The sequence below is a fragment of the Streptomyces sp. C1-1 genome (genome assembly GCF_050214755.1).
GTDB lineage: Bacteria > Actinomycetota > Actinomycetes > Streptomycetales > Streptomycetaceae > Streptomyces.
The window spans coordinates 8,897,394-8,921,369 of sequence record NZ_CP189826.1 but is presented as its reverse complement, the minus strand read 5'-3'; the positions used below and the strand labels follow the sequence as shown (position 1 = coordinate 8,921,369).

Below are 23,976 nucleotides of genomic sequence, written 5' to 3'. Positions count from 1 at the left end.
GCCCGCGGGCACGACCGCGAAAGGAATCCCGTGGCTGAGGAAATCATCGTCGCCGGCTGGATGGACTACGAGCCCGCCGACCGCGCCGGCATGCTGAGGGCCCTCGTCGAGCTGGGCCGGCATACCCGCGAGCAGGAACCCGGCTGTCTGGACTACGCCATGACCGCCGATCCCGCCGACGAGCGGCGTATCCGGGTGTACGAGCACTGGACCTCCCGGCAGGCCCTGGACGAGCACTTCTCCACCGCGCACATCAAGGACTTCCGGGCGGCCGTGGCGGGGCTGACCCGAGTCGGGGTCTCCCTGACGGCCCACACCGTCGCCGCGTCACAGCCCATGCGCTGAAACGGCGCCCCCGCCCGGGGGCGCCGTTTCAGCGTGCCGGAAGGGGCCGTTTCAGCCGGAATCGCCCAGGCGGACCAGCATCTTGCCCACGTTTCCGCCGCCGAGCAGGGACAGCAACGCCCCCGCGGCGTTCTCCAGGCCGTCCACGACCGTCTCGCGCGTGGTGATCCGGCCCTCGGCGAGCCAGCCCGAGACCCGCTGCTCGAACTCCGGCCGCAGGCCGTCGTGGTCGCGCACGATGAAACCGCACAGCGTCAGCCGTTTGAGGACCGCCTGGATCAACTGGTTGATGTCCACGGTCCGTCGGGCGCCGCCGAACTGCGACATCATGCCGCACAGGGCGACCCGGCCACCGGTCCGCAGCGCGTGCAGGGCGGCGGCGAGCTGCTCTCCGCCGACGTTGTCGAAGTACACGTCGATGCCGTCGGGTGCCATCCGGGCCAGGGCGTCGCGCACCGGCTCGGCACGGTAGTCCGCGGCGGCGTCGTAGCCGAACTCCTTGACCAGCAGGGCGCACTTCTCCGGGCCGCCGGCGGTGCCGACGACTCGGTCCGCGCCCAGCAGGCGCGCGAACTGGCCGGCGGCGGTGCCGACGGCCCCGGCCGCCGCCGACACGAAGACGGTGTCGCCGGGGCGCAGCGCCGCGATCCGGGTCAGGCCCACGTACGCGGTGAATCCGGTCTGGCCGAGCAGCCCCAACCAGGTGGGCAGCGGGGCGAGTTGCGGGTCGATGCGATCGGCTCCGTCGGTGGCCGCCCCGTCCAGCACGGCCCGCTCCCGCCAGCCGAGTTGGTGGCGGACGTAGGCACCGGGCGGTACGCCGGGACAGCGGCTCTCCTCCACGACACCGAGGGCCCGGCCGTCGAGCGGTGATCCGGGGGTGAAGTTGTGCGTGTAGTGCTTCTCGGTGCTCTCCAACCGCCCACGCATGGACGGGTCGACGCTCATGTAGAGGTTGCGGACGAGGAGTTGGCCCTCACCGAGGGGCGGCAGAGGGCGTTCCTCGACGGTGAAGTCACCGGGGGCCGGCTCCTTTTCGGGGCGGCGTACCAGACAGACCACGCGGGTGGTGCGCGGGGACACGGCGTCATCCCTCCGGCCGGGGCGGGGTGCGCCGCTGTGCGAGGCGGCCGACCCAGCCGGCCATCTGAAGGTCGGCGTGGCGCAGTTCGCCCGACTGCCACCGGGCCTGGAAGTCGAAGACGCCCTGCGCCCCGGTCCTGGGGTCGGTCACCTCCACCAGTCCGTCCTCGGTGAGCCGGTACACATGCCCGGTCAGCGGGTGGATCACTTGCTTGGACATGGGGGCCTCACTCCTGCACTCGGCGGCGGACGCCGCGCTTGGTCACGGTCACCGGGCCCTCGACCCTGAGCCGGCAGGCGAGCCGGGTCAGGCCGTCCACCGGCCTGCGCAGGGCCTCGATGCCCTCGCGCTCCAACGGGCCCACGGGGGAACAGTTCTCGGCGCCGTCCTCCACCTGGACGAAGCAGGTACGGCAGGTGCCCTTGCCGCCGCAGACGGTGGGCCAGCGGTAGCCGAGCCGCTGGGCGGCGGTGAACAGGTCCTCGCCGTCGAGGACTTCGAGCTCGACGCCCAGGGGTCTGACCGCCACGGAGTGGGTCACTGGTCCATCCACCGGTCGAGCGTCCGGTTGAAGTGGCGGATGCGGCTCTCCTGGTAGTTGGCCAGGGTGATGCCCGGCTTGCGCATCGCCTTGAGGCCCTGCTGGACGTAGGGGAGGTTTTCGCAGTCCTGGTCGAAGACGGGGCCGAGCACGCCGAGTTCGGGGATGTCGGCGAAGAGCATGTCCTCCGGCACCCAGCGGATCTTCACCGGGGGCGGCATCTCGCCGGGCTGCTTCGGGGACGACATGAAGATGATCTCCGCGGTGCAGGAGTCCGGGTCGAGGCCGTTGGGCCGGAACCGGTAGATGATGTTGGACTTGGCGCCGCCCCAGGGGTTGAAGTTGGGGAACAGCAAGTAGTTGATGGCGTCCAGCAGTTCGGTGTCGGCGGTCCGCGAGAAGTCCTGCTGCGAGGTGGCCGCCAGTTGCGCGCGCATCCGCTCGGCGAGGACCTGGCGGGCGGTGCCGCCCGGCGGGATCGCCGGCAGTTCGTCGCCCTCCTGCATCACCAGGTCACGGCCTTGGGCCGCGGCGTAGAACGCGCGCGAGTCGTAGAACGTCTCGAGGACGTCCTCCTCCGTGACGTGCTCCGCCACGTGCGGGCTGGGCGCGCCCTGGATGTTGATCATCCGGTTCCAGTTCGGCTGGTCCGCCGTGACGTCGTACTGGGAGTTGGCGTCGGCGAGCCACGGCAGCATCTGCGGGTGGGTGGCGATCACGTGGAAGGACTCGATGAAGGCGTCCTGTGCGATCTTCCAGTTGCAGGGCAGCACCTTGGCGATGTGCAGCGACTTGTAGCGGTTCTCCAGCGGCCAGATGTAGTAGTCGTCGAAGGTGCCGCGGTAGGAGTCGAAGGACTCCGCGTACGGGTCCATGTTGATGAAGACGAAGCCGCGCCACGTGGCCACCTGGGCCTCGGGAAGGGCGAACTTCTCCGGGGTGACGTGCGGGAAGTCCCAGGCGCAGGGCGGGGTCTGCATCGTGCCGTCGAGGTTCCAGGCGAAGCCGTGGAACGAGCAGCGGAACTCGCTGACGTTGCCGCCGCCGGTGCGCAGTTTGCGTCCGCGGTGCAGGCAGACGTTGACGAAGGCGCGGATCTCGTCGGGGGCCGTGCGCACGACGATGAGCGAGTCGTCGCCGATCTCGTAGACCTCGTGGTCGCCGACCTCGGGAATCTCGCTCTCCAGGCAGGCGAACTGCCAGACACGGCGCCACACCTGCCGCATCTCGCGTTCGGCCCATTCGCGGGAGGTGAAGCGGGCGGTGTCGATGTCCTCGCTGCCGAGGTGGTCGTTCCGCTCGTACCTCAGGGCGGGGGGAACAGGGCGGCTGTCCTGGTCGAGGTAGTCCTGGACGCTGGGCCCGGGGCACCGCGCCGTGCCCAGCTCCGATGTTTCGTCCATCATCTCTCCTCCGGCAGAAACTTTAGAGTGAGTGTAGTTACCGGCTGAGGTCGAGAGCAACACTCGCGACGGTGAACGCGCCCGCATCTCCCAAGGTCATCGCGGAATCAGCCTGAGATCCTGGATTTTCTTGCGGTGACCCTCTCCCCAAGCACGCCGGGGCATGCCACACTCCGACCCACTTGAGGCTGTAGTACCTCATAAGTTTCTCCGCTCCGGAACGGTCTTCTGCCCGTCCCGGCCCCAGCGCCCCGGGGCTCTCACCCCGGTGGCCCGCGCCGTGCCCCACGCCGGCGATCGACGCAGCCCTGCATCCCCCAGCACCTCTTGCGTGCGCCACACCACGGGAGTACTCAACGATGAGTTCCAGACCCGGTCGCGCGGTCCGCCGCGCCCTCACCGCGATCGTCCCCGCCACTGCACTGCTCACCCTGACGGCGTGCGGCAGCGGCACGACCCCGGCCGCCGACTCCTCGCAGGCGGCGGCACCCGGATCGCCCGGCCTGACGGCGGCCCGTGCGGCTCTGAAGACGTATGCGCAGCGCCCGGCCGCGATCTCGGTCACCCAGCCGGTCGGCAAGAAGATTCCCAAGGGAAAGAAGATCGACTTCATCCTCTGCGGCGTCCAGTCATGCAAGGACCTCGCCGACTTCTTCACCGGCGCCGCGGGACAACTCGGCTGGAAGGTGAAGCAGATCGCCACCCAGGGCACGCCGGAGTCCGTCCAGGCCGCCTACGAACAGGCCGTACGCGACAAGCCGGACGCCGTCGTCGCCTCCGGTTTCCCGCGTGCCGTCTACACCAAGCAGCTGGCACAGCTGACGGCGGCCGGTGTCCCCGTCATCCAGTCGAACGCCGACGACGTGGTGGGCGACGGCATCTCCCTGCTGAAGAACGGGCCGAAGGACGTCGGCATCCAGGGCCGGATGCTCGCCTCGTGGGTGGTGTCGAACAGCGGCGCCAAGGCGAACACCGTGTACTTCGATCTGCCGGCGTACACGATCCTCAAGCCCGTCAAGGATTCCTTCGCGGCCAACTACAAGAAGTGGTGCGCCGGTTGCGCGCTGGACAACGTCGACGTCCCGATCACCGCGGTGGGCAAGGACATGCCGGACCGCGTGGTGTCGTATCTCCGCTCACACCCGAAGGTGACCCATGTCGTCTTCTCCCTGGGCCTGCTCAACGTGGGCGTGCCCGCCGCGCTGAAGACCGCCGGCCTCACCGGCAGGCACATCGTGGTCAACGTCGGTGACGCGCAGAACTACCAGTACATCCAGAGCGGTCTCACCGACGGCGCGATGGCGCTGAACTCCCATGAGACGGCCTGGCTCCAGGTCGACGCGCTGGCCCGGCACTTCACCGGCCAGTCCATGGCCGTGGACCAGAAGGCGGCGCTGCCCAACATGCTCGTCACCAAGGACAACCTGCCTTCCGCCGACGGTGACTTCCCGATCGTCGAGAGCTACCAGAAGCAGTTCAAGGCGCTCTGGGGCCTGAGTTGACCGGGCCGGTACTGCGGGTGGCCGCTCTGTCGAAGAGATTCGGCGGCACCCAGGCACTGAGGGACGTGGATCTCGAGGTCGCACCCGGCGAGATCCACGCCCTCATCGGGCCCAACGGCTCCGGCAAGTCCACCCTCATCAAGATCCTCGCCGGCTTCCACCATGCGGAGCCGGGTGCGGTGGCCGAACTCGACGGCGAGCCCTTCGACCTCGGCCATGCCACCGATTCCCGCCACGACCGGCTCCGCTTCGTCCACCAGGAGCTGGGGCTGGTGGGCGAGTTGAGCGCCATCGACAACCTGGCGCTCAGCCACGGTTTCGCCCGCACGGCCTTCGGCAACATCCGCTGGCCGGAGATGGAGAGACGCACAACCGCCCTCGTCGAACGGTTCGGTCTCGGCATCGACGTACGCCGTCCCCTGGTGGCGGCGACCCCGGTGCAGCGCGCGGTGGTGGCCATCGCCGCCGCGCTGCAGGGCTGGGACGGCGGCCGCGGTGTCCTGGTGCTCGACGAGCCCACCGCCGTACTGCCGCCCGGCGAGGTGGCCCGCCTCTTCGACATCGTGCGGGAGGTCCGCGACGCCGGCGCCGGCGTCCTGTACGTCTCGCACCGGATGGACGAGATCTTCGCGCTCGCCGACCGGGTCACCGTCATCCGCGGCGGACGCCGGATCGCCACGCGCCGGGTCGCCGAGCTCACTCCGCGCTCGCTGGCGGAACTGATGGCGGGCGAGGAGACGGAGACCGACCACCGCCCGGCGCCCTCTGCCAGTCCCGCCGACCCCGTGCTGGAGGTCCGTGACCTGTGGGCCGGGCCTCTGCGGGGGATCGACCTCGACCTGGCCAGGGGTGAGCGTCTGGGCATCACCGGACTGGTCGGCTCCGGCCACGAGATCGTGCCGTACGTCGTGTGCGGGGCCCATGCCGGGCCGGTGAGCGGCAGGCTGCGGCTGCCGGAACGCTCCGAGCGGTGGACCGAGGCGCGTGACGCCGGCGCCCTGGACCTTCCCCTGGTCCCGGCGGACCGGGCGGGCGAGGGAGTGATCGGCGACTTCTCGGTCGGCGAGAACCTCACCCTCCCGCTCCTGCACCGGCTGCGCGCCCGGGCGGGGCGGTTGCACCGGCGCCGCGAGTCCGCCCTGGCACAGGACTGGATCAGCCGGGTCGGGGTGCGCACGGCCGGACCAGGGGCGCGGATCACCACCCTGAGCGGCGGCAACCAGCAGAAGGTCGTCATGGCCCGCTGTCTGGCACAGCGCCCGCCGGTGCTGGCTCTGTGCGAACCCACGGCGGGCGTGGACGTCGCCACCCGTCTGCAGCTGTACGACCTGATAGAGCGTCAGGCCGACGAGGGCATGGGCGTCATCGTGTGCTCCTCCGACACGCAGGACCTGCTCGCGCTGTGCACCCGTGTCCTGGTGGTGCGCGACGGCCGGATCGCACGGGAGATCAGTGGCCGGGACATCACCGAGCCCGCGCTCGTGCACGCCATGGAAGGAACCGAGTGACATGAGTCTTGGAAGGGACCCTCTGACATGACATCCACACCGACCCGGGCGGCGGAGCTACCGCCGTCCGCACCGCACAGGTCCGCGGTGTTCGTCCCCGGCGCACTGGGCCGGCGGGCGGTGGCAGCCCTGTCGTTCCGGAACATCGGCGCCGTATACGTGTGGCTGGTCATCGTCGTGCTCTTCTCCGTGTGGGCGCCGGACACCTTCCCGACCATCATCACGGTCAAGCAGGTTCTGAACGGCAACGCCGTGGCCGGCCTGGTGGCACTCAGCGTCGTACCGCCACTGGCCGCACGTGTCTTCGACCTCTCGGTCGCCTACACCATGTCGCTCACCAGCGTGCTGACCGCCCGCTTCCTGGTCTCCGCCGGACTCGGCCCCGGCGCGGCGCTCACCCTGGCGATGGCCGCCGCACTGCTGATCGGAGTCGTCAACGGGATCGTGGTGGTGGTCCTGCGCGTCGACTCGTTCATCGCCACCCTGGCCACCGGCGCGCTGATCCAGTCACTGATCACCATGGTCACCAACGACAGCTCCATCACCGGTGTGCAGCTGCTCGCCAAGCCGTTCGCGAGCATCGCCCAGCTGGACGCGGGCGGCATCACCCTGCCGGTGCTGTATCTGCTGCTCGCCGCGCTCGCCATCTGGTTCCTGCTGGAACACACCGCCACCGGGCGCCGGTTGTACGCGACCGGCTTCAACGCCGACGCGGCCCGGCTGCAGGGCGTGCGCACCGACCGGCTGCGCTTCCTGACCCTGGTGACCTCCTCGCTGCTCTCCGGTTTCGCCGGCATCGTCTTCGCGTCCTCGGTCGGATCAGGCTCGCCGACCGCGGGCACCCCGTATCTGCTGTCGGCCTACGCCGCCGCCTTCGTCGGGGCGACCCAGTTGCGCGCGGGCCGCTTCAACGCCTGGGGCACGGTGCTCGCCGTCCTCCTGCTCGGCACGGGCATCACCGGACTCGGGCTCGCCACCAGCGCGCAGTGGGCCGCGAGCCTGTTCACCGGCTCGGTCCTCATCGTGGCGCTGGTCCTGACGGGTGGCCGGATCGCCCTGCCTGCCGTGCTGCGCCGCCGGAAGGGAATCCCCGCGAATGCCGGCGCCGGGACTCCCACGGAGAGCGGCACCCCGCCTGCCACCAGCAAGGAGACCTGACCATGAAGGCTGTGCAGTACCGGAGGGTGGGACACGCCCCCGAGGTCGTCGAGGTTCCCGTGCCCGAACCGGGCCCGGGCCAGGTGCTGTTGAAGGTGACGGCGGCGGGTCTGTGCCACTCCGACCTGGCGGTCATGGGCTGGCCCGAAGAGCAGTTCCCCTACCCGCTGCCGATGACGCTCGGCCATGAGGGTGTCGGCACGGTCGCGGCCGTGGGCAACGGTGTCACGGCAGTGGCGGAAGGCGACGACGTTGCGGTGTACGGCCCGTGGGGCTGCGGGCACTGCCACAACTGCGCCCAGGGCAAGGAGAACTGCTGCCCGCGCGCCGCCGCGCTCGGCATCCTGCCGCCGGGACTCGGCTCCCCCGGTGCGCTCGCCGAGTACATGCTGGTGGACTCGCCCCGCCACCTGGTGCCGCTGAACGGTCTGGACCCGGTGCAGGCCGCCCCCCTCACCGACGCGGGGCTGACGCCCCATCACGCGATCAGGAAGTCAATGCCCAAGCTGATCCCGGGCAGCACTGCGGTGGTGATCGGGGTCGGCGGCCTGGGGCACCTCGCCGTACAGCTGCTCCGCGCTCTGACACCGGCCAGGGTGGTCGCCCTGGACGTGAGCAAGGAGAAGCTCGAGCTGGCACGCACCGTCGGGGCCCACGAGACGCTCCTCTCCGACGGCGCGGCGGCCGCACGGGTGCGGGAGCTCACCGGCGGCACGGGAGCGGACGTGGTGCTGGACTTCGTGGGAGCAGAGGCGACGCTCGCGGTGGCCGCGGCGTCGGTGGCGGTGGCGGGCGACGTGACGATCGTCGGCATCGGCGGCGGCACCCTGGCGGTCGGCTTCGGCGGCGGGCTGCCGTTCGAGGTCTCCGCCTCGTTCCCCTACTGGGGCACTCGCCCGGAACTCATGGAGGTCGTCGAGCTGGCGCGGCAGGGGCTGGTCTCCTCCCACGTCGAGACCTTCCCACTCGACGAGGCGCCGACGGCCTACGAGCGTCTGCACGCCGGCGACATCAACGGCCGCGCGGTGGTACTGCCGCACGGTTGAGCACCGCGCCCCGTGCAGGGCCGGCGCCCGAGCCCCGCTCAGGTGCCGGCCCGCTCCGTGGCCGGGTTTCGCCCACTCACCGTCCGCGCCACACACCGCCGCAGCACCGTCATGAACTCCGGCGTCTCCCACGGCCCGCGATCCACCCGGCCGGTGTCGTCCACGCCCAGGTCCTGTACGTCGTAACGGCCCCTGCAGTGCCCGAGGGTGAAGTAGCAGACCTCACCGAGACCGTGCCCCTTGAGATACAGCACCGGTCGGGGCGCGGCGTCGAGGGCCGCCGTGTCACCCTCGGCGAAACCGCGGCAGGGCCCCGTGTACTCGGCATGCAGCAGCACCTCCAACTCCCCGTGCAGCTCGCACACGTACAGCTCGTCGGTGACCGTGAACGGGCTGATCCCGGCGACCAGTGGATGGTCGGGCCGGGTGACGCGCACCTCGTACGGCTCGATCGGCGGATGGGCCAGGAACTGGCTGCCGAGCACCGGCGCCAGTTCCCCCAGGAGCCGCGGGGTCGTGAACACCCGCGGTCCGTCACTCACCGACGGCTCGATCACCGCGTTGGTGCCGTGCAGGGCGAGCCAGCGCCCGCCCCGCTCGACGAACCGTGCCAGCGCGGCCCGCTGTGCCGGGCGGGGCCGGACGTCACAGGTGTAGGTGACCAGCAGATCGGCCTTCTCGAGCGCGGCCACGCAGTCGTAGTCCTGATACACGGTGGTGCGCACTCGTGGATGCTCACCGAGCAGCTCCAGCAGCCGGAGCCGCGCGTAGTCGAAGTCGTGCCACCGGCCGCCGCAGACCAACACGGCGTCCAGGCGGCCGGCCGGGCCCGCCACGGCTCAGTACTGGACGCGGGTGAGCAGCCCGCCGTCCACCACGAGGTTGACCCCGACGCAGAAGGAGCCGGTCCGCCCGAGCAGGAACGCCACCGCCGCTGCCACGTCCTCCGCGGTGCCGTAACGGCCGATCGGCAGCTTGGCGAGCACCTCCTCGTACACCTCCGGGCGGCCGGCGCGGATGGTCTCCCAGGCGCCGCCGGGGAAGTCGATCGGGCCGGGCGAGACGGTGTTGACGCGGATGCCCTTCGGCGCGAGGGCGTGCGCGAGGGCCGAGGCGTGCTGGACCACGGCTGCCTTGAGCGCGGAGTACGAGTTCGCTCCGGCCGGGCGCGCGGTGTCGGAGGCGTTCGTGGTGCCGATGGCGACGACGGCGGCCCGGTCGGAGGCCTCCAGGTACGGAAGGGCCGCCTCGACGAGTCCCGCGAACGGGATCAGGTCGCCGCGCAGGCTGGCCTCCCAGGACTCGGGGCCCTTCACGTTGCCTGCCGACACGTTGGACACCAGCAGGTCCAGACCGCCGAGTTCGCCGGCCGCCCGCTGCACGAAGCCCGCGAGCGCGGCCGGGTCGGTGACGTCAACCGGTTCCGCGAACACCGTGGCCCCCTCGCCGCGCAGTTCGGCGGCCGCCTTGGCCAGGCCTTCCTCACCGCGGGCGCACAGGGCCAGCGCACAGCCCTCGGCCGCCAGGGTGGTGGCGATCGCCCGGCCGATGCCCCGGCTCGCGCCGGTCACCAGTGCCTTCGCGCCTGTCAGTCCCAGATCCATCGAGGTCACTCCTTTGTGATTGCCGAATGCGATTGCCGAATGTGGCTGCCGAATGTGACTGCGGTATGCGGCTGCCGAACGCTGCTGCTGAAAGGAGCCCGGCGCCTCAGTTGCCGGGAAGCTGCGAGAACGGCACCCGGTCCACCCGCGGCTCCGGCGGCAGCTTCAGCACCCGTTCGCCGATCAGGTTGCGCTGGATCTGGTCGGTGCCTCCGGCCAGCCGGTAGCCCGGGGCGCCGAGCAGGTGTTGCGCCCAGGCGAAGGTGCCCGCCTCCCCGGTGTCGGCGCTGATCCGCGCGCCCATCAGCTCTGCCGCGACCTGTCCTGTGCGGGTGAGCAGGTCGGAGGCCATGAGTTTGGTCAGCGACGCCTCCGGGCCCGGCCGGCCGCCTGCGGCGCTCGTCCTGGCGACGCGGTCCACGGTGGCCGCGCGCAGTGCGGCGCGTACGTACAGGTCGGCGAGGCGCTGGCGGACCAGCGGGTCTTCGGTGCGGCCGAGGGAGCGGGCGAGTGCGAGGACGTCCGCGAACGTGCCGCCCTTGCGACGGTTGCCGCCGCCGGAGGCGGTCCGCTCGAAGGCGAGGGTGGCGGTGGCGACCTCCCAGCCCTGGCCCGGTCGCCCGATCCGCAGCCGGTCCGGAACACGGACGCCGCTGAGGAAGACCTCGTTGAAGGAGGCGCCGCCGCTCATCTGACGGATGGGGCGCACCTCCACGCCGGTGGCGTCCATCGGGACCAGGAAGGCGGTGATGCCGGCCTGTTTGACCACGTCCGGGTCGGTGCGGGCGAGCAGCAGACCGTAGTCGGCGAACTGGGCGCCCGAGGTCCACACCTTCTGACCGTCGATCACCCACTCGTCGCCTTCGCGGCGGGCACGGGTGCGCAGGGCCGCGAGGTCGGATCCGGCACCGGGTTCGCTGAAGAGCTGACAGGCCAGCAGGTCGGTGCGCAGGAACGCGCGCGCGTACGTGTCACGCTGCTCGGCCGTCCCGAACAGGGAGACCGCCATGCCGACAAGGCGCACCGTGACGCTGATCAGCTCGGTCGACGGCGGCACCTCGAAGGCCGACTCCTCCTTGGCGAAGGCCGCCGCATGGGCGGCGGTCAGGCCCGCGCCGCCCTTGTCCTCGGGGAGGGTCAGTGCCTGGTACCCGGCGTCGAAGCGGGCGCGCTGGTAGACGCGGCAGCGCTCCAGGAGCAGGCGTTCCTCGTCCTCCGGGAGGTTGTGGAACACGGCGAGGTCGGCCATCCCTGTGGCGGACTGCGGCGCCCGCGCCGGTTCGAGCACGCCGGCCAGCCACTGCCGGACCTGTGTGCGCCATGCGTCCGGATCGGGCTGGGACATGGCTCCTCCTCGAATACTTACCAGACGGCAGTTTGAGTAACGGTGATCGGGAGTACACCGCCCCCGCCTCTGAAACTTGGGGAAATGACTCCGCCTGGAACCAGAGTGTTCCGTACTTTCTTGATAAACGCTACAGTCTCCGCATCTCCTCTCCCTTCGAATCGGGAGAGGCCCAGGAGCCGCCGGAGGAGCCATGTCGCTGCTGCCACTCGACCGCCGCGCCCAGGAGACACCCGACGAGCCCGCCCTGGCGGACGACCTGGGCGTGCTGTCCTGGTCGGGCCTCGCCGACCAGGTGGCGCGGGCGACGGCACGGCTGCTGGAGCTCGCGCCCGGCCCAGACGACCGGATCGCAGTCCTCGGCGACAACGCGATCCCGACGCTGGTTGCCCATCTGGCGGGCCTGCGTGCCGGAGTGGGGACCGTGGCCACGTCCCGGAATCTCACGTCGGGCGAACTCGTCGACCAGATCATCGACGCGGGCGTGACCGGAATCATCGCCGGACCGGTCGGCGCGGGTGCCGCCCTCGACGCGGCCCGGGAACTGGGCCTTCCGGTCGTGATGCACGGAACCCCGGCAGTGGGGCACGCCTTCGCCTGGGACGCATGGCTCGCGGCCGCGCCCGCCGGGCGCACGGCCCCGACGGACCGGCCCGCCCGGCCTCCGCTCGTCTACACCTCGGGAACCACCGGACGGGCGCGCGGCACCGAGGTGCGCTGGGTGAGCGGCCCGGTCGCCGACAGCTTTGCCTACCTCGCCGCGATGGCCGCCCGGCCGGGATTCCCGCCGGGACCGCACCTGGTGTGCGGCCCGCTGCAGCACAACGCGCCGCTGACCTCGCTGCGGCATCTGACGGCCGGTCAGCCGGTCATCGTCCTCGGCAGCTACGACTCGGAGACGTTCCTCAGCCGTGTGCAGAGGTGGCGGGTCTCCTCGACGGTGATGGTGCCCACCCACTTCCAACGGCTGCTCGCCCTCCCGGAAGAGGTCCGCGGCCGCTACGACGTCTCCAGCCTGCGGCAGGTCTCGCACACCGGCTCCGCGTGCCCGCCGGACGTGAAGCGAGCCATGATCGAGTGGTTCGGCCCGGTGCTGACCGAGTCGTACGGCGCCAGCGAAGCGGGAACGGTGGCCCGCATCAGCAGCGCCGAGTGGCTGGCGCACCCGGGCTCGGTCGGGCGTGTCCGGCCCCCGTTCGAGGTCCTGGTCACCGACGACGCCGGGCGGCAACTGCCGCCCGGCGAACAAGGACTGCTGGCCTTCCGGGCCCCGGAGGACCAGGGCGTCCGCTACCACGCGGACCCGGACAAGACCAGGTCCGCCTACCTCTCCCCCGGCGTCTTCACGCTCGGCGACATCGGCTACGTCGACGCGAACGGCTACATCTTCATCACCGACCGGGCCGCGGACGTCGTGGTCTCCGGCGGCGTGAACCTGTACCCGGCCGAGAGCGAGGCGGTCCTGCGGCAGCACCCGGCGATCGCCGAGGTCGCGGTCATCGGCGTGCCCGATGCGGACTTCGGCGAGTCGCTGCGGGCGCTGGTCGTGGTCGCGGCCGCCGAGCCGCCGACCGAGGACCTGGACCGGTTCTGCCGCGACCGCCTCGCCGCCTACAAGTGCCCGAAGTCGTACGAGTTCGTCTCCGAGCTGCTGCGCAACGCGATGGGCAAGCTCGACAAGCGTGCGATGCGGCGCCCCTATTGGAGCTCGGAACGGACCATCGCCGGCTGAGCCGACCCGCCCGTCCCTCACGCGTTACGAAGGATCACCCATGACCGAACTCCTCCTCGTCCGGCACGGCCTCCCCCTGGCGGGCGTGTTCGACCCGGGGCTGTCGCCGGAGGGCAGCGCCCAGGCAGAGCGTCTCGCCGCCTGGCTCGTGCACGAGGACGTCGACGCCCTGTACACCAGCCCTTTCCTGCGTGCCCGCGAGACGGTGGCTCCCCTGGAACGGCTCACCGGCATGACCGCCACCGCCCTCGACGACCTGCGCGAGTGGGACACCGACGTCTCCCACCCCTACATGCCACCGGAGCAGATCGGCGCGGAGGACCCCCGCGCGGCGGCACTCGCCGAGGGACGCTACGAGGACTTCGTGCCCGATCTGGACTGGGACGCCTTCCGTGCGCGAGCCGTACGGGCCATGGACACCATCTTCGACGCCCATCCCGGCGGGCGGGTCGCGGTCGTGTGCCACGGCGGGATCACCAACACCTACCTGGCGACGGTGCTCGGCCTGCCGACGATGTTCTGGTTCCATCCCGGCTACACGTCCGTCAGCCGGGTGCGGCGCATGCCCGGCGGCCGGATCGTTCTGCACTCGGTGAACGAAACGGCCCACATGATCGCCCGACGTGCCGTCGACGCGGCCGCCTGACCCCGTCCCACTCCCCAGGAGGTCCCGGCCATGCCCGGATCCGTCATCGTCGCCGGAGCAAGGACGCCCATCGGCAGACTCATGGGCGCCCTGAGCACGGTGTCCGCCGTCGACCTCGGCGCCCGCGCCATCGGTGCGGCGCTGGCCGCCGTGCACCTGGGCCCGGCAGCCGTGGAAGCCGTCGTCATGGGCCATGTCGTGCAGGCCGGGGCCGGCCCCAACCCGGCCCGGCAGGCCGCGATCCGCGCCGGCATTCCGTTCTCCGTCCCCGCGAGCACCGTCAACAAGCTCTGCCTGTCCGGTCTGCACGCCATCGCCCTGGCCGACCTCATGATCGCCTCCGGCCGGCACGAGGTGGTCGTCGCCGGCGGCATGGAGTCCATGTCGGGCGCCCCGCACCTGCTGCGCGGATCACGCACGGGCTGGAAGTACGGTGCCACCGCCGTCGAGGACGCCCTCGACCGTGACGCCCTCGTCTGCGCCTTCGACGGCGTCTCCATGGGAGCGGCCACCGAGCGGTACCAGCAGCCGTACGCCCTGACGCGCGAGGAGCAGGACGAGTACAGCGCGCTGTCCCATCAACGGGCCGCCCAGGCGCAGGAGTCGGGTGCGCTGCGCGAGGAGATCGTCCCCGTCACCGTGGCCGGACGCCGGGGCGAGACGGTGGTCGACACCGACGAGGGCGTGCGGCCGGGGAGCACCGCACAGGGCCTGGGGCGGCTCAGGCCGGCCTTCTCGGGGGCGGGCACGATCACCGCGGGCAACTCGTCGCAGCTGTCCGACGGCGCCGCGGCCGTCGTCGTGATGAGCGCGCAGCGCGCCCGCCGGGAGGGCCTGACCCCGCTCGCCGAGATCGGCGCCTACGGCACGGTCGCGGGCCCCGACCCCTCACTGCTCGTCCAGCCGGCCGGCGCGGTCCGCGACGCCCTGTCCCGGGACGGCCGGCTCAAGTGCGCCGATCTGGACCTGTTCGAGATCAACGAGGCGTTCGCCTCGGTGGCCCTGGCATCCGTACGGGAGCTGGACATCCCCCTGGACAAGGTGAACGTCAACGGCGGCGCGATCGCGCTCGGGCACCCGGTCGGCATGACCGGAGCCCGGCTGGTGCTGACCCTCGCGACCGAACTGCGACGGCGCGGAGGCGGCAGCGGAGCGGCGGCCCTGTGCGGGGGCGGCGGCCAGGGCGACGCGCTGCTGCTTCATGTGCCGACGCAAGCCTGAACCCCGGAGCTGAACCACGATGAACGACCAACTTCCCGCCTGGACGACCCTCACCGTGGCGACCCGCACCCCCGCCGCCGACGGCGTCGTCTCCCTCACTCTGCGCCGCCCCGACGGCGGTGTGCTTCCCGCCTGGACGCCGGGCGCCCACATCGACGTACTCCTGGACGGCGACGACGGTGAAGAGGGCGGCCTGATCCGCCAGTACTCCCTGTGCGGGCGCCCGGCCGACCGTACGGCCTGGCAGATCGCCGTGCTGCGCGAGCCGCGGGGCCGGGGCGGTTCCGCGTACGTCCACGACCATCTGCGCGAAGGCACCACCGTGCGGGTCCGCGGACCGCGGAACAACTTCCCGTTGCGGCCCGCCGCACGCCATCTGTTCATCGCCGGCGGCGTCGGCATCACGCCCATCCTTCCCATGGTGGAGGCCGCCGAGGCCGCGAGGGACGACTGGCTTCTGCTGTACGGCGGCCGCACCCGCGCCTCCATGGCGTTCCTCGACCGCCTCGCCCCGCACGGGGACCGCGTGCTCATCCGTCCGCAGGACGAGTACGGCCTGCTGGACCTCGCCGCCCACCTCGGCCTTCCCGAAGAGGGCACCCTGGTGCACGCGTGCGGGCCCGAACCCCTGCTGCGAGCTGTGCAGGAGCAGTGCGCGGGCTGGCCCCCCGGCACGCTGGGCGTCGAGCGGTTCGCCCCGACGCAGCCAACAGGGTCCGGCCCGGCCGAGGCCTTCGAGCTGGAGCTCGCTCGTTCCGGGCTCACCCTCACCGTGCCGTCGGACCGCTCGGTACTCGAAACCGTCGAGGAGGCAGGCGTCGCGGTGGACTTCTCGTGCCGTGAAGGCACGTGCGGCACCTGCGAGACGGACGTACTCGACGGCAGGCCCGACCATCGCGACTCGCTGCTGACCGAGGACGAACGGGCCGCCGGCGACACCATGCTCATCTGCGTCTCCCGCTCGTGCGGGCCGCGCCTGGTCCTCGACCTGTGACGGCGATCACCTCCAGCAATTTACTAGGACGTCCTAGTATCTCTGAAGTCAGCAGTACCCCGCTCCGTCCGGGAAGGCCCTCATGAGCGATCTGCACCGGCCCGTGCACCCTGTTCGTCTGGTCACCGCTTCAGCTCTGTTCGACGGGCACGACGCGTCGATCAACATCATGCGGCGGATCTTCCAGTCCCAGGGTGCCGAGGTGATCCACCTGGGCCACAACCGGTCGGTGCGGGAGGTCGTGGACGCGGCGCTGGAGGAGGACGCACACGGCGTGGCCGTCTCGTCCTACCAGGGCGGGCACGTCGAGTACTTCGAGTACCTGGTCGAGTCGCTGCGTGCGCAGGGCGCCGGCCACATCCGCGTGGTGGGCGGCGGAGGGGGCGTCATCGTGCCCGACGAGATAGCCCGGCTGCGCAACAGCGGGGTGACCATCTTCTCCCCGGAGGACGGCCAGCGGATGGGCCTGGCCGGGATGGTCAACTCGGTGGTGCGGGACTGCGACTTCGACCTCTGGGACGGCAAACCGGCCGACGCGGCCGCCGTACTGGCCGGTGACCGGTTCGCGATCGCCCGCGCCATCACCGGTGCGGAACTGGGCAAACTGCCCCCGGAGTTCCTCGCACAACTGCGTGCCACGGCTGCCGCCGGGTCGGTGCCGGTGCTCGGCATCACCGGCACCGGTGGTTCGGGGAAGTCGTCCCTGACCGACGAGTTGGTGCGCCGGTTCCGTGTCGACCAGCAGGACAAGCTGCGGATCGCGGTGATCGCGGTCGACCCGACCCGTCGCCGCGGCGGTGGCGCCCTGCTCGGTGACCGGATCCGGATGAACTCCCTGGACGGCAGCCGGGTCTTCTTCCGCAGCCTGGCAACCCGCGGCAGCCGCGAGCTGCCCGAGCATCTGTCCGACGTGATCGACGTGGTCAAGGCCGCCGGCTTCGACCTGGTGATCGTGGAGACGCCGGGCATCGGCCAGGGCGACGCGGCGATCGTGCCGTTCGTCGACACCTCGATGTACGTGATGACGCCTGAGTTCGGCGCCGCCTCGCAGCTCGAGAAGATCGACATGCTCGACTTCGCCGACGTGGTGGCCATCAACAAGTTCGAGCGGCGCGGAGCCAAGGACGCACTGCGCGACGTGGGCCGCCAACTCGTCCGCAACCGCGAGGCGTTCGGCAAACGGCCCGAGGACATGCCGGTGTACGGCACCTCGGCGGCGACCTTCAACGACGACGGCGTCACCGCGCTGCATCAGCACCTGAAGGCCGCCCTGGCCGAGAAGGGACTGCCGCTGTCGGAGGGCGCGTTGGCCCCGGTCGACATTCGCCATTCCTCCGGCATCCGGCAGGTGGTTCCCGCGGACCGGGTGCGCTACCTCGCCGAGATCACCGACACCGTCCGCGCCTACCACGGCGAGACCGCCCAACTGGCCGAGGCGGCACGGCGGGTGCAGCGCCTGGACGCGGTCCGGGGCGAGCTCGTCGAGGCCGGCTCCGACGCCGAGAACGTGCAGTCGCTGCTCGACAAGGCCCGCAGGCAGCTGCCGCACGTCATCAGCGAGCAGATCGAGAACTGGCCCGCCGTGGTGGCGTCCTACTCCGGCGACGAGCAGGTCGTGAAGGTCCGTGACAAGGAGATCCGCACCAAGCTGACCCGCGAGTCGCTCTCCGGCAACAAGGTCCCCCGCGTCGCCCTGCCCCGCTTCACCGACCACGGGGAGCTGGTGCGGTTCTGGCGCGGGGAGAACCTGCCCGGCCACTTCCCCTTCACCGCCGGGGTGTTCCCCTTCAAGCGTGACGGTGAGGACCCGGCGCGGATGTTCGCCGGCGAGGGCGACCCGTTCCGCACCAACCGCCGCTTCAAGCTGCTCTCCGAGGGCCAGCCCGCCACCCGCCTGTCCACCGCCTTCGACTCGGTCACCCTCTACGGCCGCGACCCCGACGAACGCCCCGATATCTACGGCAAGGTCGGCACCTCCGGAGTCTCGGTGGCCACGCTGGCGGACATGAAGGCGCTCTACGACGGCTTCGACCTGGTCGCGCCGACGACGTCGGTGTCGATGACGATCAACGGGCCGGCGCCGACCATCCTGGCCTTCTTCCTCAACACCGCGGTCGACCAGCAACTCGACCGCTTCCGTGCCGCCGAGGGCCGCGAACCGTCGCCCGAGGAGGCGGCCGAGCTGCGGTCGCACGCGCTGGCGAACGTGCGCGGCACAGTCCAGGCCGACATCCTCAAGGAGGATCAGGGCCAGAACACCTGCCTGTTCTCGACCGAGTTCTCCTTGCGGATGATGGCCGACATCCAGGAGTGGTTCATCGAACAGAAGGTCCGCAACTTCTACTCGGTGTCCATCTCCGGCTACCACATCGCCGAAGCCGGCGCGAACCCCATCAGCCAACTCGCCTTCACCCTGGCCAACGGCTTCACCTACGTCGAGGCCTACCTCGCCCGCGGCATGCACATCGACGACTTCGCCCCGAACCTGTCGTTCTTCTTCTCCAACGGCATGGACCCCGAGTACTCCGTCCTCGGCCGCGTGGCACGCCGTATCTGGGCGGTCGCGATGAAGGAGAAGTACGGCGCGGGCGAGCGCAGCCAGAAGCTGAAGTACCACGTCCAGACCTCGGGCCGTTCGCTGCACGCCCAGGAGATGGACTTCAACGACATCCGCACCACCTTGCAGGCCCTCATCGCGATCTACGACAACTGCAACAGCCTGCACACCAACGCCTACGACGAGGCCGTCACCACCCCCACCGAGGAGTCCGTCCGCCGCGCCCTGGCCATCCAGCTGATCATCAACCGGGAGTGGGGCCTGGCGATGAACGAGAACCCTCTGCAGGGGTCGTTCGTCATCGACGAACTCACCGACCTGGTCGAAGAGGCCGTCCTGGACGAGTTTGAGCGGATCAGCGAGCGCGGCGGTGTGCTCGGCGCGATGGAGACCGGCTACCAGCGCGGCCGTATCCAGGACGAGTCGATGCTCTACGAACAGCGCAAGCACGACGGCACCCTGCCCCTCATCGGCGTCAACACCTTCCGCAACCCCCACGCCGACATCGCCGAGCCCGGCGTCATCGAACTCGCCCGCGCCACCGAGGAGGAGAAGCACTCCCAACTGGCGCGCGTACAGGACTTCCAGGCCCGGCACCAGGAGCCGGCCCACACCGCCCTGGCCGCCCTCAAGGACGCGGCGGTGGGCGGCGACAACGTCTTCGCCGTCCTCATGGACGCCGCCCGCGTCTGCTCGCTGCAGCAGATCACCGACGCCTTCTTCGAGGTCGGCGGCCAGTACCGCCGCAACGTCTGACCACTACCACTGACCGGATGGGACATCACATGGACTCCGTCACCCGTCTCGGCGTCGTCGGCTGCGGCCTCATGGGCTCCGGCATCGCCGAAGTCGCCGCCCTGGGCGGCCTCGACGTCCGTGTCGCCGAAGCCACACCCGACGCCGTCGAGGCAGGCCGCCGTCGAGTCACCGCCTCCCTCGACCGAGGCGTGCAGCGCGGCAAGATCACCGAGGAACAGCGCGGCCAGGCCCTCGCCCGGCTCTCGTTCACCCACGACCTCGGTGACCTGTCCGACCGTCAATTTGTCGTCGAGGCCGTCGCCGAGAACCGCGAGATCAAGACCGACGTCCTGCGCTCCCTGGACAAGGCGGTCGAAGACCCCGCGGCGATCCTGGCCACCAACACCTCCTCCATCCCCGTCGTCGATCTCGCCGTCGCCACCGAGCGGCCCGGCCAGGTCATCGGCATGCACTTCTTCAACCCCGTCCCAGTACAGAGGTTGGTCGAGCTCGTTCCCGCCCTGACCACCAGCCCGGACACCGTGCAGCGCACCCGCGACCTGGCCACGCAACTCGGCAAGCAGCCCATCCAGGCACCCGACCGCTCCGGCTTCGTCGTCAACGCCCTCCTCGTGCCCTACTTGCTCAGCGCGGTCCGGATGGTGGAGTCCGGCGGCGCCCGGCCCCAGGACATCGACCAAGGCATGGAACTCGGCTGCGCCCACCCCATGGGCCCACTCCGCCTGCTCGACCTGATCGGCCTGGACACCGCCCAAGCCGTCGCCGAGTCGATGTACGAGGAGTTCAAGGAACCGCTGTACGCCCCGCCGGCACTACTGCGCCGCATGGTCGCCGCAGGCCACCTCGGCCGTAAGAACGGCCGCGGCTTCTACGCGTACGACGCCTGAACAAAGGCCGGCCGCCCACGAAGCCCAAGTCTGCCCAGTACCGTCGTGACGCTACGTGAGGGGCACAAAACTCCTCACTCGGACTTCGAAGTGGAGGCATAGGGGGTGCACGCACACTCCACCCCCGAACTATGTTGTCCCACCACATGTCCGCCTGACCTGCCTCTTCCTACGGTGTGCCGACACGTACCCGTCCCCATCGCACACGAGGAAGTGGCGCACATGGCCTCCGCAGCAGCATCCGCTCCACCGACCCCCGCCAACCTCAAGCGCATCGTCGCCGCCAGTCTGATCGGCACCACGATCGAGTGGTACGACTTCTTCCTCTACGGTTCCGCCGCCGCGCTCGTCTTCAACAAGCTGTTCTTCCCGGACTCCGACCCGCTGGTCGGCACGCTGCTGTCGTTCCTGACATACGCCGTCGGATTCGCCGCCCGGCCGCTGGGCGCCCTGGTCTTCGGGCACTACGGGGACCGGATCGGGCGCAAGAAGCTGCTGGTGCTGAGTCTGCTGATGATGGGCGGGGCGACCTTCGCGATCGGTCTGCTGCCCACGCACGCGACCGTGGGCAGCGCCGCTCCCGTGCTGCTGACCACCCTGCGGCTGGTCCAGGGCTTCGCGCTCGGCGGCGAGTGGGGCGGCGCGGTGCTGCTGGTGTCCGAGCACGGCGACGCGCGGCGGCGTGGTTTCTGGGCCTCGTGGCCGCAGACGGGGGCGCCCGCCGGGCAGTTGCTGGCCACCGGTGTGCTGTCCCTGCTGACGGCCCTGCTGTCGGACGCCGCCTTCGGGTCGTGGGGCTGGCGGATTCCGTTCCTGCTGTCCGGGGTCCTGGTGGTCGTGGGTCTGTGGATCCGGCTGTCCGTCGACGAGTCGCCCGTCTTCAAGGAGGCCCTCGCGCATGCCGAGGCCCGCAAGGCGGCCCGGGGCGGCGAGGCGGAGAAGCTGCCGCTGGTGTCCGTGCTGCGGCACCACTGGCGGGACGTGCTGGTCGCGATGGGCGCCCGCATGGCCGAGAACATCAGCTACTACGTCATCACCGCGTTCATCCTCGTCTACGCCACCACCTCGGCCGGCGTGTCCAAGCAGACCGCGCTGAACGCGGTGCTCATCGCCTCCGCCGTGCACTTCGCGGTCATCCCGGCGTGGGGCGCGCTGTCGGACCGGATCGGACGGCGGCCGGTGTACCTGCTGGGCGCGGTCGGCGTCGGGCTGTGGATGTTCCCCTTCTTCTCCCTCGTCGACACCGGCGGTTTCGGCGCCCTGGTCCTCGCCGTCACCGTGGGCCTCATCCTGCACGGTGCCATGTACGCGCCCCAGGCGGCCTTCTTCGCCGAGATGTTCGCGACCCGGATGCGCTACTCCGGTGCCTCCATAGGTGCCCAGTTCGCCTCGGTCGCCGCGGGCGCGCCGGCTCCGCTGATCGCCACCGCCCTGCTGGCCGAGTACGACAGCTCCACCCCGATCGTGCTGTACGTCGTCGCCGCGGCGGCCCTGACGGTCGTTGCCGTGCTCGCGGCCAAGGAGACCCGTCACCGGGACCTGGCCGACGTCGAGCCGTCCGTGGGCGCGGAGGCCACGGCGGTCCCGGCGGCGGACGCGCGCACCGTCTGAGCCGGCGGCATCGGCCCCCGTACGCCCGTGCGTACGGGGGTCAGTGCTGTGCCGGTGCGGACAACCGGTGCAGCCGCAGGGCCAGTTGGATCTCCAGGGCGCGGGCGGGGTCCTGCCAGTCGTCGCCGAGGAGTCGGCCGACGCGCTCCAGGCGCTGGGCGACGGTGTTGACGTGGACGTGCAGCGCGTCCTTGGTGCGGGCCGGGCTCATGCCGCAGGTGAAGTAGGCGTCCAGGGTGCGCACCAGGTCGGTGCCGCGGCGTTCGTCGTAGGCGACGACCTGGCCGATGGTGCGGTCGACGAAGCCGGCGATGTCCCGGTCGCCGGCGAGCAGCAGGCCGAGGAAGCCGAAGTCCTCGGCGGCGGCGCCGTCGCCCGCGCGGCCCAGCAGGCGCAGGGCTTCCAGGCAGCGGCGGCCCTCGGCGTAGCCGGCGGCCACGTGGTCGGGGTGGGCGGCGAGGTCCCGGACGGGGGCGGAGGCGCCGACGGTGACCGGTTCGTGGACGGCGCTGCCCAGGTGGCGGGCGGTGCGGCGGGCCAGGCCGGTCGCGGTCTCGCCGGCGGTGAGGGGCAGCAGCAGGACGGTGCCGCCGTCGCGGGCGGCGGCCAGCCCGTGCCGGGTCGCGGCGAGGTGGGAGGCGGCAGCCCCGAGGCGTCTGCGGGCGGCGGCCTCCTCCTCGGCGTCGGCGGCGGGGCCGTCGAGACGGGCGGCGAGGACGACGTGGGTGGAGTCGAGGTCGGCGTGCAGCCGGGAGGCGCGCTCGCGCAGCAGGCGCGGATCGCGGTCGCGGGCGTCGAGCAGGTCGTCCAGGAGCTCGCCGCGGACGCGCTGCTCTGCGTCGGCGGCCGAGCGTCTGGCGAGGAGGAGCAGCGAGGTGACCATCGCGGCGCGCTCGAGGGTGAGCTGGTCGACGGGGTCGAGGCCGGGGTGGCCGCGCAGCACGAGGGCGCCTAGCAGTTCGCCGCCGGCGGTCACGGCGGCGATCCAGTCGTCCTTGTGGCGTACGGCGTGGCCCTCTGCGCGGGAGTCCTCCAGCGGCGCCGAGGCAGTGTCCGCGGCCTCGGTGAACTCGACCGTGCCGTCGAGGACCTGGGAGACGGCGGCGGCCACGTCGTGCACCCCGCCGCCGCGCAGCACGAGCTCGGCCAGCCGGTCATGGACGTCGGAGGCCCGCTCGATGACCGCGCTGCGGTCCTGGATGATCTCGTTGGCCCGCTCCAGGCCGGCGAGGGCCGAGCGGGTCTCGGTGAGGAGGTTGGCGGTGTCGATGGCGGCCGCGGCCAGCGCGGCGAAGGAGCCCAGCAGGGCGATCTGCTCGCGTTCGAAGACCCGGGCACGCCGGTCGGCGGCGAAGAGCACACCGATCACGTGGTGCCCCAGCATCAGGGGCACGCCGAGGATGGCGACCAGGCCCTCGTCGCGGACACCGGCGTCGATCGTGCGGGTGTGCTGGAAGCGGGCGTCCTTGAAGTAGTCGTCGGTGACATAGGGGCGGGCCGTCTGGGCCACCAGCCCGCCGAGCCCCTCGCCCATGCCGAGCCGCAGCTGCTGGAACCGGGCGGCGACCGAGCCCTCGGTCACCCGCATGTAGGTGTCGCCGCGCGCGGGGTCGTTCAGGCTGAGGTAGGCGACGTCCGTGCCCAGCAGCGAGCGGGCGCGCTGCACGATCGCCCTGAGGACCGCGTCCAGGTCGCGCAGTCCGGCCAGGTCGTGGGCGGTCTCGAAGAGCGCCGACAGCTCGGCCTCGCGACGGCGCCGGCCCTCCAGCTCCGCGCGCACCCGCAGGGCGAGCAGCTTGGCCCGCTCCAGCGCGTCGATCGTCTCGGCCGGTCGTCCCTCGGCCCGGGCCAGCAGCACCGGCTGGTCGTAGGCGTCGGCCGACGCTCCCCTGGCCAGCAGCTCCAGGAACGGCGTCTCGACGCCGGTGGGCGCGGCGGGCGGCGCCTCGGCGTCGGAGCGCTCGGCCGACTGCACGTGATCACGGGACATGCTCACAGGATTACCCATCCCACGGCCGCCCCGTCAGCCCTGT

Annotated in this window: 20 protein-coding genes; 12 read left to right on the top strand and 8 right to left on the bottom strand. The window is 71.2% G+C overall.

Annotation, left to right across the window (positions count from 1 at the left end; genetic code table 11):
- Positions 1 to 30: 30 nt before the first annotated feature.
- Positions 31 to 345: a putative quinol monooxygenase gene (locus tag ACQF4J_RS40530; protein ID WP_351564158.1), complete on the top strand. Its 315-nt coding sequence runs from the start codon at positions 31 to 33 to the stop codon at positions 343 to 345.
- A gap of 51 nt (positions 346 to 396) precedes the next feature.
- Here the strand turns inward: ACQF4J_RS40530 and ACQF4J_RS40525 are convergent, their stop codons facing one another.
- Genes ACQF4J_RS40525 through ACQF4J_RS40510 form a run of 4 tightly spaced genes read right to left on the bottom strand, consistent with a single transcriptional unit; the run spans position 397 to position 3,373 of the window.
- Positions 397 to 1,428, bottom strand: coding sequence for an NADP-dependent oxidoreductase (locus ACQF4J_RS40525; RefSeq protein ID WP_351564160.1), 1,032 nt, complete (start codon positions 1,426 to 1,428; stop codon positions 397 to 399).
- 4 nt (positions 1,429 to 1,432) lie between these two features.
- Complete coding sequence (locus tag ACQF4J_RS40520) at positions 1,433 to 1,648, bottom strand: transposase (RefSeq protein WP_190152981.1); 216 nt, start codon at positions 1,646 to 1,648, stop codon at positions 1,433 to 1,435.
- A 7-nt stretch (positions 1,649 to 1,655) separates the two neighbouring features.
- A complete protein-coding gene (locus ACQF4J_RS40515) occupies positions 1,656 to 1,958 on the bottom strand; it encodes a 2Fe-2S iron-sulfur cluster-binding protein (RefSeq protein WP_266526235.1) in 303 nt (100 codons plus the stop codon).
- 8 nt (positions 1,959 to 1,966) lie between these two features.
- Positions 1,967 to 3,373, bottom strand: coding sequence for an aromatic ring-hydroxylating oxygenase subunit alpha (locus tag ACQF4J_RS40510; RefSeq protein WP_427168044.1), 1,407 nt, complete (start codon positions 3,371 to 3,373; stop codon positions 1,967 to 1,969).
- A gap of 359 nt (positions 3,374 to 3,732) precedes the next feature.
- On the opposite strand from ACQF4J_RS40510, the gene ACQF4J_RS40505 reads away from it, so the two are divergent.
- The 4 genes from ACQF4J_RS40505 to ACQF4J_RS40490 are packed head-to-tail and all read left to right on the top strand — an operon-like array spanning position 3,733 to position 8,587.
- A complete protein-coding gene (locus ACQF4J_RS40505) occupies positions 3,733 to 4,875 on the top strand; it encodes a sugar ABC transporter substrate-binding protein (protein ID WP_351564164.1) in 1,143 nt (380 codons plus the stop codon).
- Positions 4,872 to 6,383: a sugar ABC transporter ATP-binding protein gene (locus ACQF4J_RS40500; protein WP_427168043.1), complete on the top strand. Its 1,512-nt coding sequence runs from the start codon at positions 4,872 to 4,874 to the stop codon at positions 6,381 to 6,383. The genes ACQF4J_RS40505 and ACQF4J_RS40500 overlap by 4 nt, the downstream gene beginning before the upstream one ends.
- A gap of 27 nt (positions 6,384 to 6,410) precedes the next feature.
- The gene (locus tag ACQF4J_RS40495; RefSeq protein ID WP_351564167.1) at positions 6,411 to 7,541 is read left to right on the top strand and encodes an ABC transporter permease; all 1,131 of its coding nucleotides are present in this window, start codon (positions 6,411 to 6,413) and stop codon (positions 7,539 to 7,541) included.
- 2 nt (positions 7,542 to 7,543) lie between these two features.
- A complete protein-coding gene (locus tag ACQF4J_RS40490; protein WP_427168042.1) occupies positions 7,544 to 8,587 on the top strand; it encodes an NAD(P)-dependent alcohol dehydrogenase in 1,044 nt (347 codons plus the stop codon).
- A gap of 38 nt (positions 8,588 to 8,625) precedes the next feature.
- Here the strand turns inward: ACQF4J_RS40490 and ACQF4J_RS40485 are convergent, their stop codons facing one another.
- The 3 genes from ACQF4J_RS40485 to ACQF4J_RS40475 form a co-directional block, all read right to left on the bottom strand.
- Positions 8,626 to 9,423: a ThuA domain-containing protein gene (locus ACQF4J_RS40485; RefSeq protein WP_427168041.1), complete on the bottom strand. Its 798-nt coding sequence runs from the start codon at positions 9,421 to 9,423 to the stop codon at positions 8,626 to 8,628.
- Positions 9,424 to 9,426: 3 nt separating this feature from the next.
- Positions 9,427 to 10,191 carry an SDR family NAD(P)-dependent oxidoreductase gene (locus ACQF4J_RS40480; RefSeq protein ID WP_351564170.1) on the bottom strand — a complete coding sequence of 255 codons (765 nt, stop codon included), beginning with the start codon at positions 10,189 to 10,191 and terminating at the stop codon, positions 9,427 to 9,429.
- Positions 10,192 to 10,297: 106 nt separating this feature from the next.
- Entirely contained in the window at positions 10,298 to 11,536 is a 1,239-nt protein-coding gene (locus ACQF4J_RS40475; RefSeq protein ID WP_427168040.1) for an acyl-CoA dehydrogenase family protein, read from the bottom strand.
- Positions 11,537 to 11,729: 193 nt separating this feature from the next.
- Between ACQF4J_RS40475 and ACQF4J_RS40470 the strand changes: the two genes are divergently transcribed.
- From ACQF4J_RS40470 to ACQF4J_RS40440, 7 genes are all read left to right on the top strand, one after another.
- On the top strand, positions 11,730 to 13,268 hold the full coding sequence (locus ACQF4J_RS40470) for an AMP-binding protein (RefSeq protein ID WP_427168039.1): 1,539 nt from the start codon (positions 11,730 to 11,732) through the stop codon (positions 13,266 to 13,268).
- 40 nt (positions 13,269 to 13,308) lie between these two features.
- The gene (locus ACQF4J_RS40465) at positions 13,309 to 13,914 is read left to right on the top strand and encodes a histidine phosphatase family protein (RefSeq protein ID WP_351802768.1); all 606 of its coding nucleotides are present in this window, start codon (positions 13,309 to 13,311) and stop codon (positions 13,912 to 13,914) included.
- 30 nt (positions 13,915 to 13,944) lie between these two features.
- Positions 13,945 to 15,135 carry an acetyl-CoA C-acyltransferase gene (locus ACQF4J_RS40460; RefSeq protein WP_351564175.1) on the top strand — a complete coding sequence of 397 codons (1,191 nt, stop codon included), beginning with the start codon at positions 13,945 to 13,947 and terminating at the stop codon, positions 15,133 to 15,135.
- A gap of 19 nt (positions 15,136 to 15,154) precedes the next feature.
- Positions 15,155 to 16,129: a PDR/VanB family oxidoreductase gene (locus ACQF4J_RS40455; protein ID WP_427168038.1), complete on the top strand. Its 975-nt coding sequence runs from the start codon at positions 15,155 to 15,157 to the stop codon at positions 16,127 to 16,129.
- An 82-nt stretch (positions 16,130 to 16,211) separates the two neighbouring features.
- A complete protein-coding gene (gene icmF, locus ACQF4J_RS40450; protein WP_427168037.1) occupies positions 16,212 to 19,442 on the top strand; it encodes a fused isobutyryl-CoA mutase/GTPase IcmF in 3,231 nt (1,076 codons plus the stop codon).
- A 29-nt stretch (positions 19,443 to 19,471) separates the two neighbouring features.
- Complete coding sequence (locus ACQF4J_RS40445; RefSeq protein ID WP_351564414.1) at positions 19,472 to 20,332, top strand: 3-hydroxybutyryl-CoA dehydrogenase; 861 nt, start codon at positions 19,472 to 19,474, stop codon at positions 20,330 to 20,332.
- 222 nt (positions 20,333 to 20,554) lie between these two features.
- Entirely contained in the window at positions 20,555 to 21,943 is a 1,389-nt protein-coding gene (locus tag ACQF4J_RS40440) for an MFS transporter (protein ID WP_351564180.1), read from the top strand.
- A gap of 40 nt (positions 21,944 to 21,983) precedes the next feature.
- Here the strand turns inward: ACQF4J_RS40440 and ACQF4J_RS40435 are convergent, their stop codons facing one another.
- Positions 21,984 to 23,933 carry a helix-turn-helix domain-containing protein gene (locus ACQF4J_RS40435; RefSeq protein ID WP_351564181.1) on the bottom strand — a complete coding sequence of 650 codons (1,950 nt, stop codon included), beginning with the start codon at positions 23,931 to 23,933 and terminating at the stop codon, positions 21,984 to 21,986.
- Positions 23,934 to 23,976 lie beyond the last annotated feature (43 nt).

What these genes read in the sequence shown, in the direction of transcription:
- ACQF4J_RS40520 (WP_190152981.1), bottom strand. Translation starts at nt 1,648, where the DNA reads ATGTCCAAGCAAGTGATCCACCCGCTGACCGGGCATGTGTACCGGCTC.
- ACQF4J_RS40510 (WP_427168044.1), bottom strand. Translation starts at nt 3,373, where the DNA reads ATGGACGAAACATCGGAGCTGGGCACGGCGCGGTGCCCCGGGCCCAGC.
- ACQF4J_RS40505 (WP_351564164.1), top strand. Translation starts at nt 3,733, where the DNA reads ATGAGTTCCAGACCCGGTCGCGCGGTCCGCCGCGCCCTCACCGCGATC.
- ACQF4J_RS40495 (WP_351564167.1), top strand. Translation starts at nt 6,411, where the DNA reads ATGACATCCACACCGACCCGGGCGGCGGAGCTACCGCCGTCCGCACCG.
- ACQF4J_RS40490 (WP_427168042.1), top strand. Translation starts at nt 7,544, where the DNA reads ATGAAGGCTGTGCAGTACCGGAGGGTGGGACACGCCCCCGAGGTCGTC.
- ACQF4J_RS40480 (WP_351564170.1), bottom strand. Translation starts at nt 10,191, where the DNA reads ATGGATCTGGGACTGACAGGCGCGAAGGCACTGGTGACCGGCGCGAGC.
- ACQF4J_RS40475 (WP_427168040.1), bottom strand. Translation starts at nt 11,536, where the DNA reads ATGTCCCAGCCCGATCCGGACGCATGGCGCACACAGGTCCGGCAGTGG.
- ACQF4J_RS40470 (WP_427168039.1), top strand. Translation starts at nt 11,730, where the DNA reads ATGTCGCTGCTGCCACTCGACCGCCGCGCCCAGGAGACACCCGACGAG.
- ACQF4J_RS40465 (WP_351802768.1), top strand. Translation starts at nt 13,309, where the DNA reads ATGACCGAACTCCTCCTCGTCCGGCACGGCCTCCCCCTGGCGGGCGTG.
- ACQF4J_RS40460 (WP_351564175.1), top strand. Translation starts at nt 13,945, where the DNA reads ATGCCCGGATCCGTCATCGTCGCCGGAGCAAGGACGCCCATCGGCAGA.
- ACQF4J_RS40455 (WP_427168038.1), top strand. Translation starts at nt 15,155, where the DNA reads ATGAACGACCAACTTCCCGCCTGGACGACCCTCACCGTGGCGACCCGC.
- icmF (WP_427168037.1), top strand. Translation starts at nt 16,212, where the DNA reads ATGAGCGATCTGCACCGGCCCGTGCACCCTGTTCGTCTGGTCACCGCT.
- ACQF4J_RS40445 (WP_351564414.1), top strand. Translation starts at nt 19,472, where the DNA reads ATGGACTCCGTCACCCGTCTCGGCGTCGTCGGCTGCGGCCTCATGGGC.
- ACQF4J_RS40440 (WP_351564180.1), top strand. Translation starts at nt 20,555, where the DNA reads ATGGCCTCCGCAGCAGCATCCGCTCCACCGACCCCCGCCAACCTCAAG.
- ACQF4J_RS40435 (WP_351564181.1), bottom strand. Translation starts at nt 23,933, where the DNA reads ATGTCCCGTGATCACGTGCAGTCGGCCGAGCGCTCCGACGCCGAGGCG.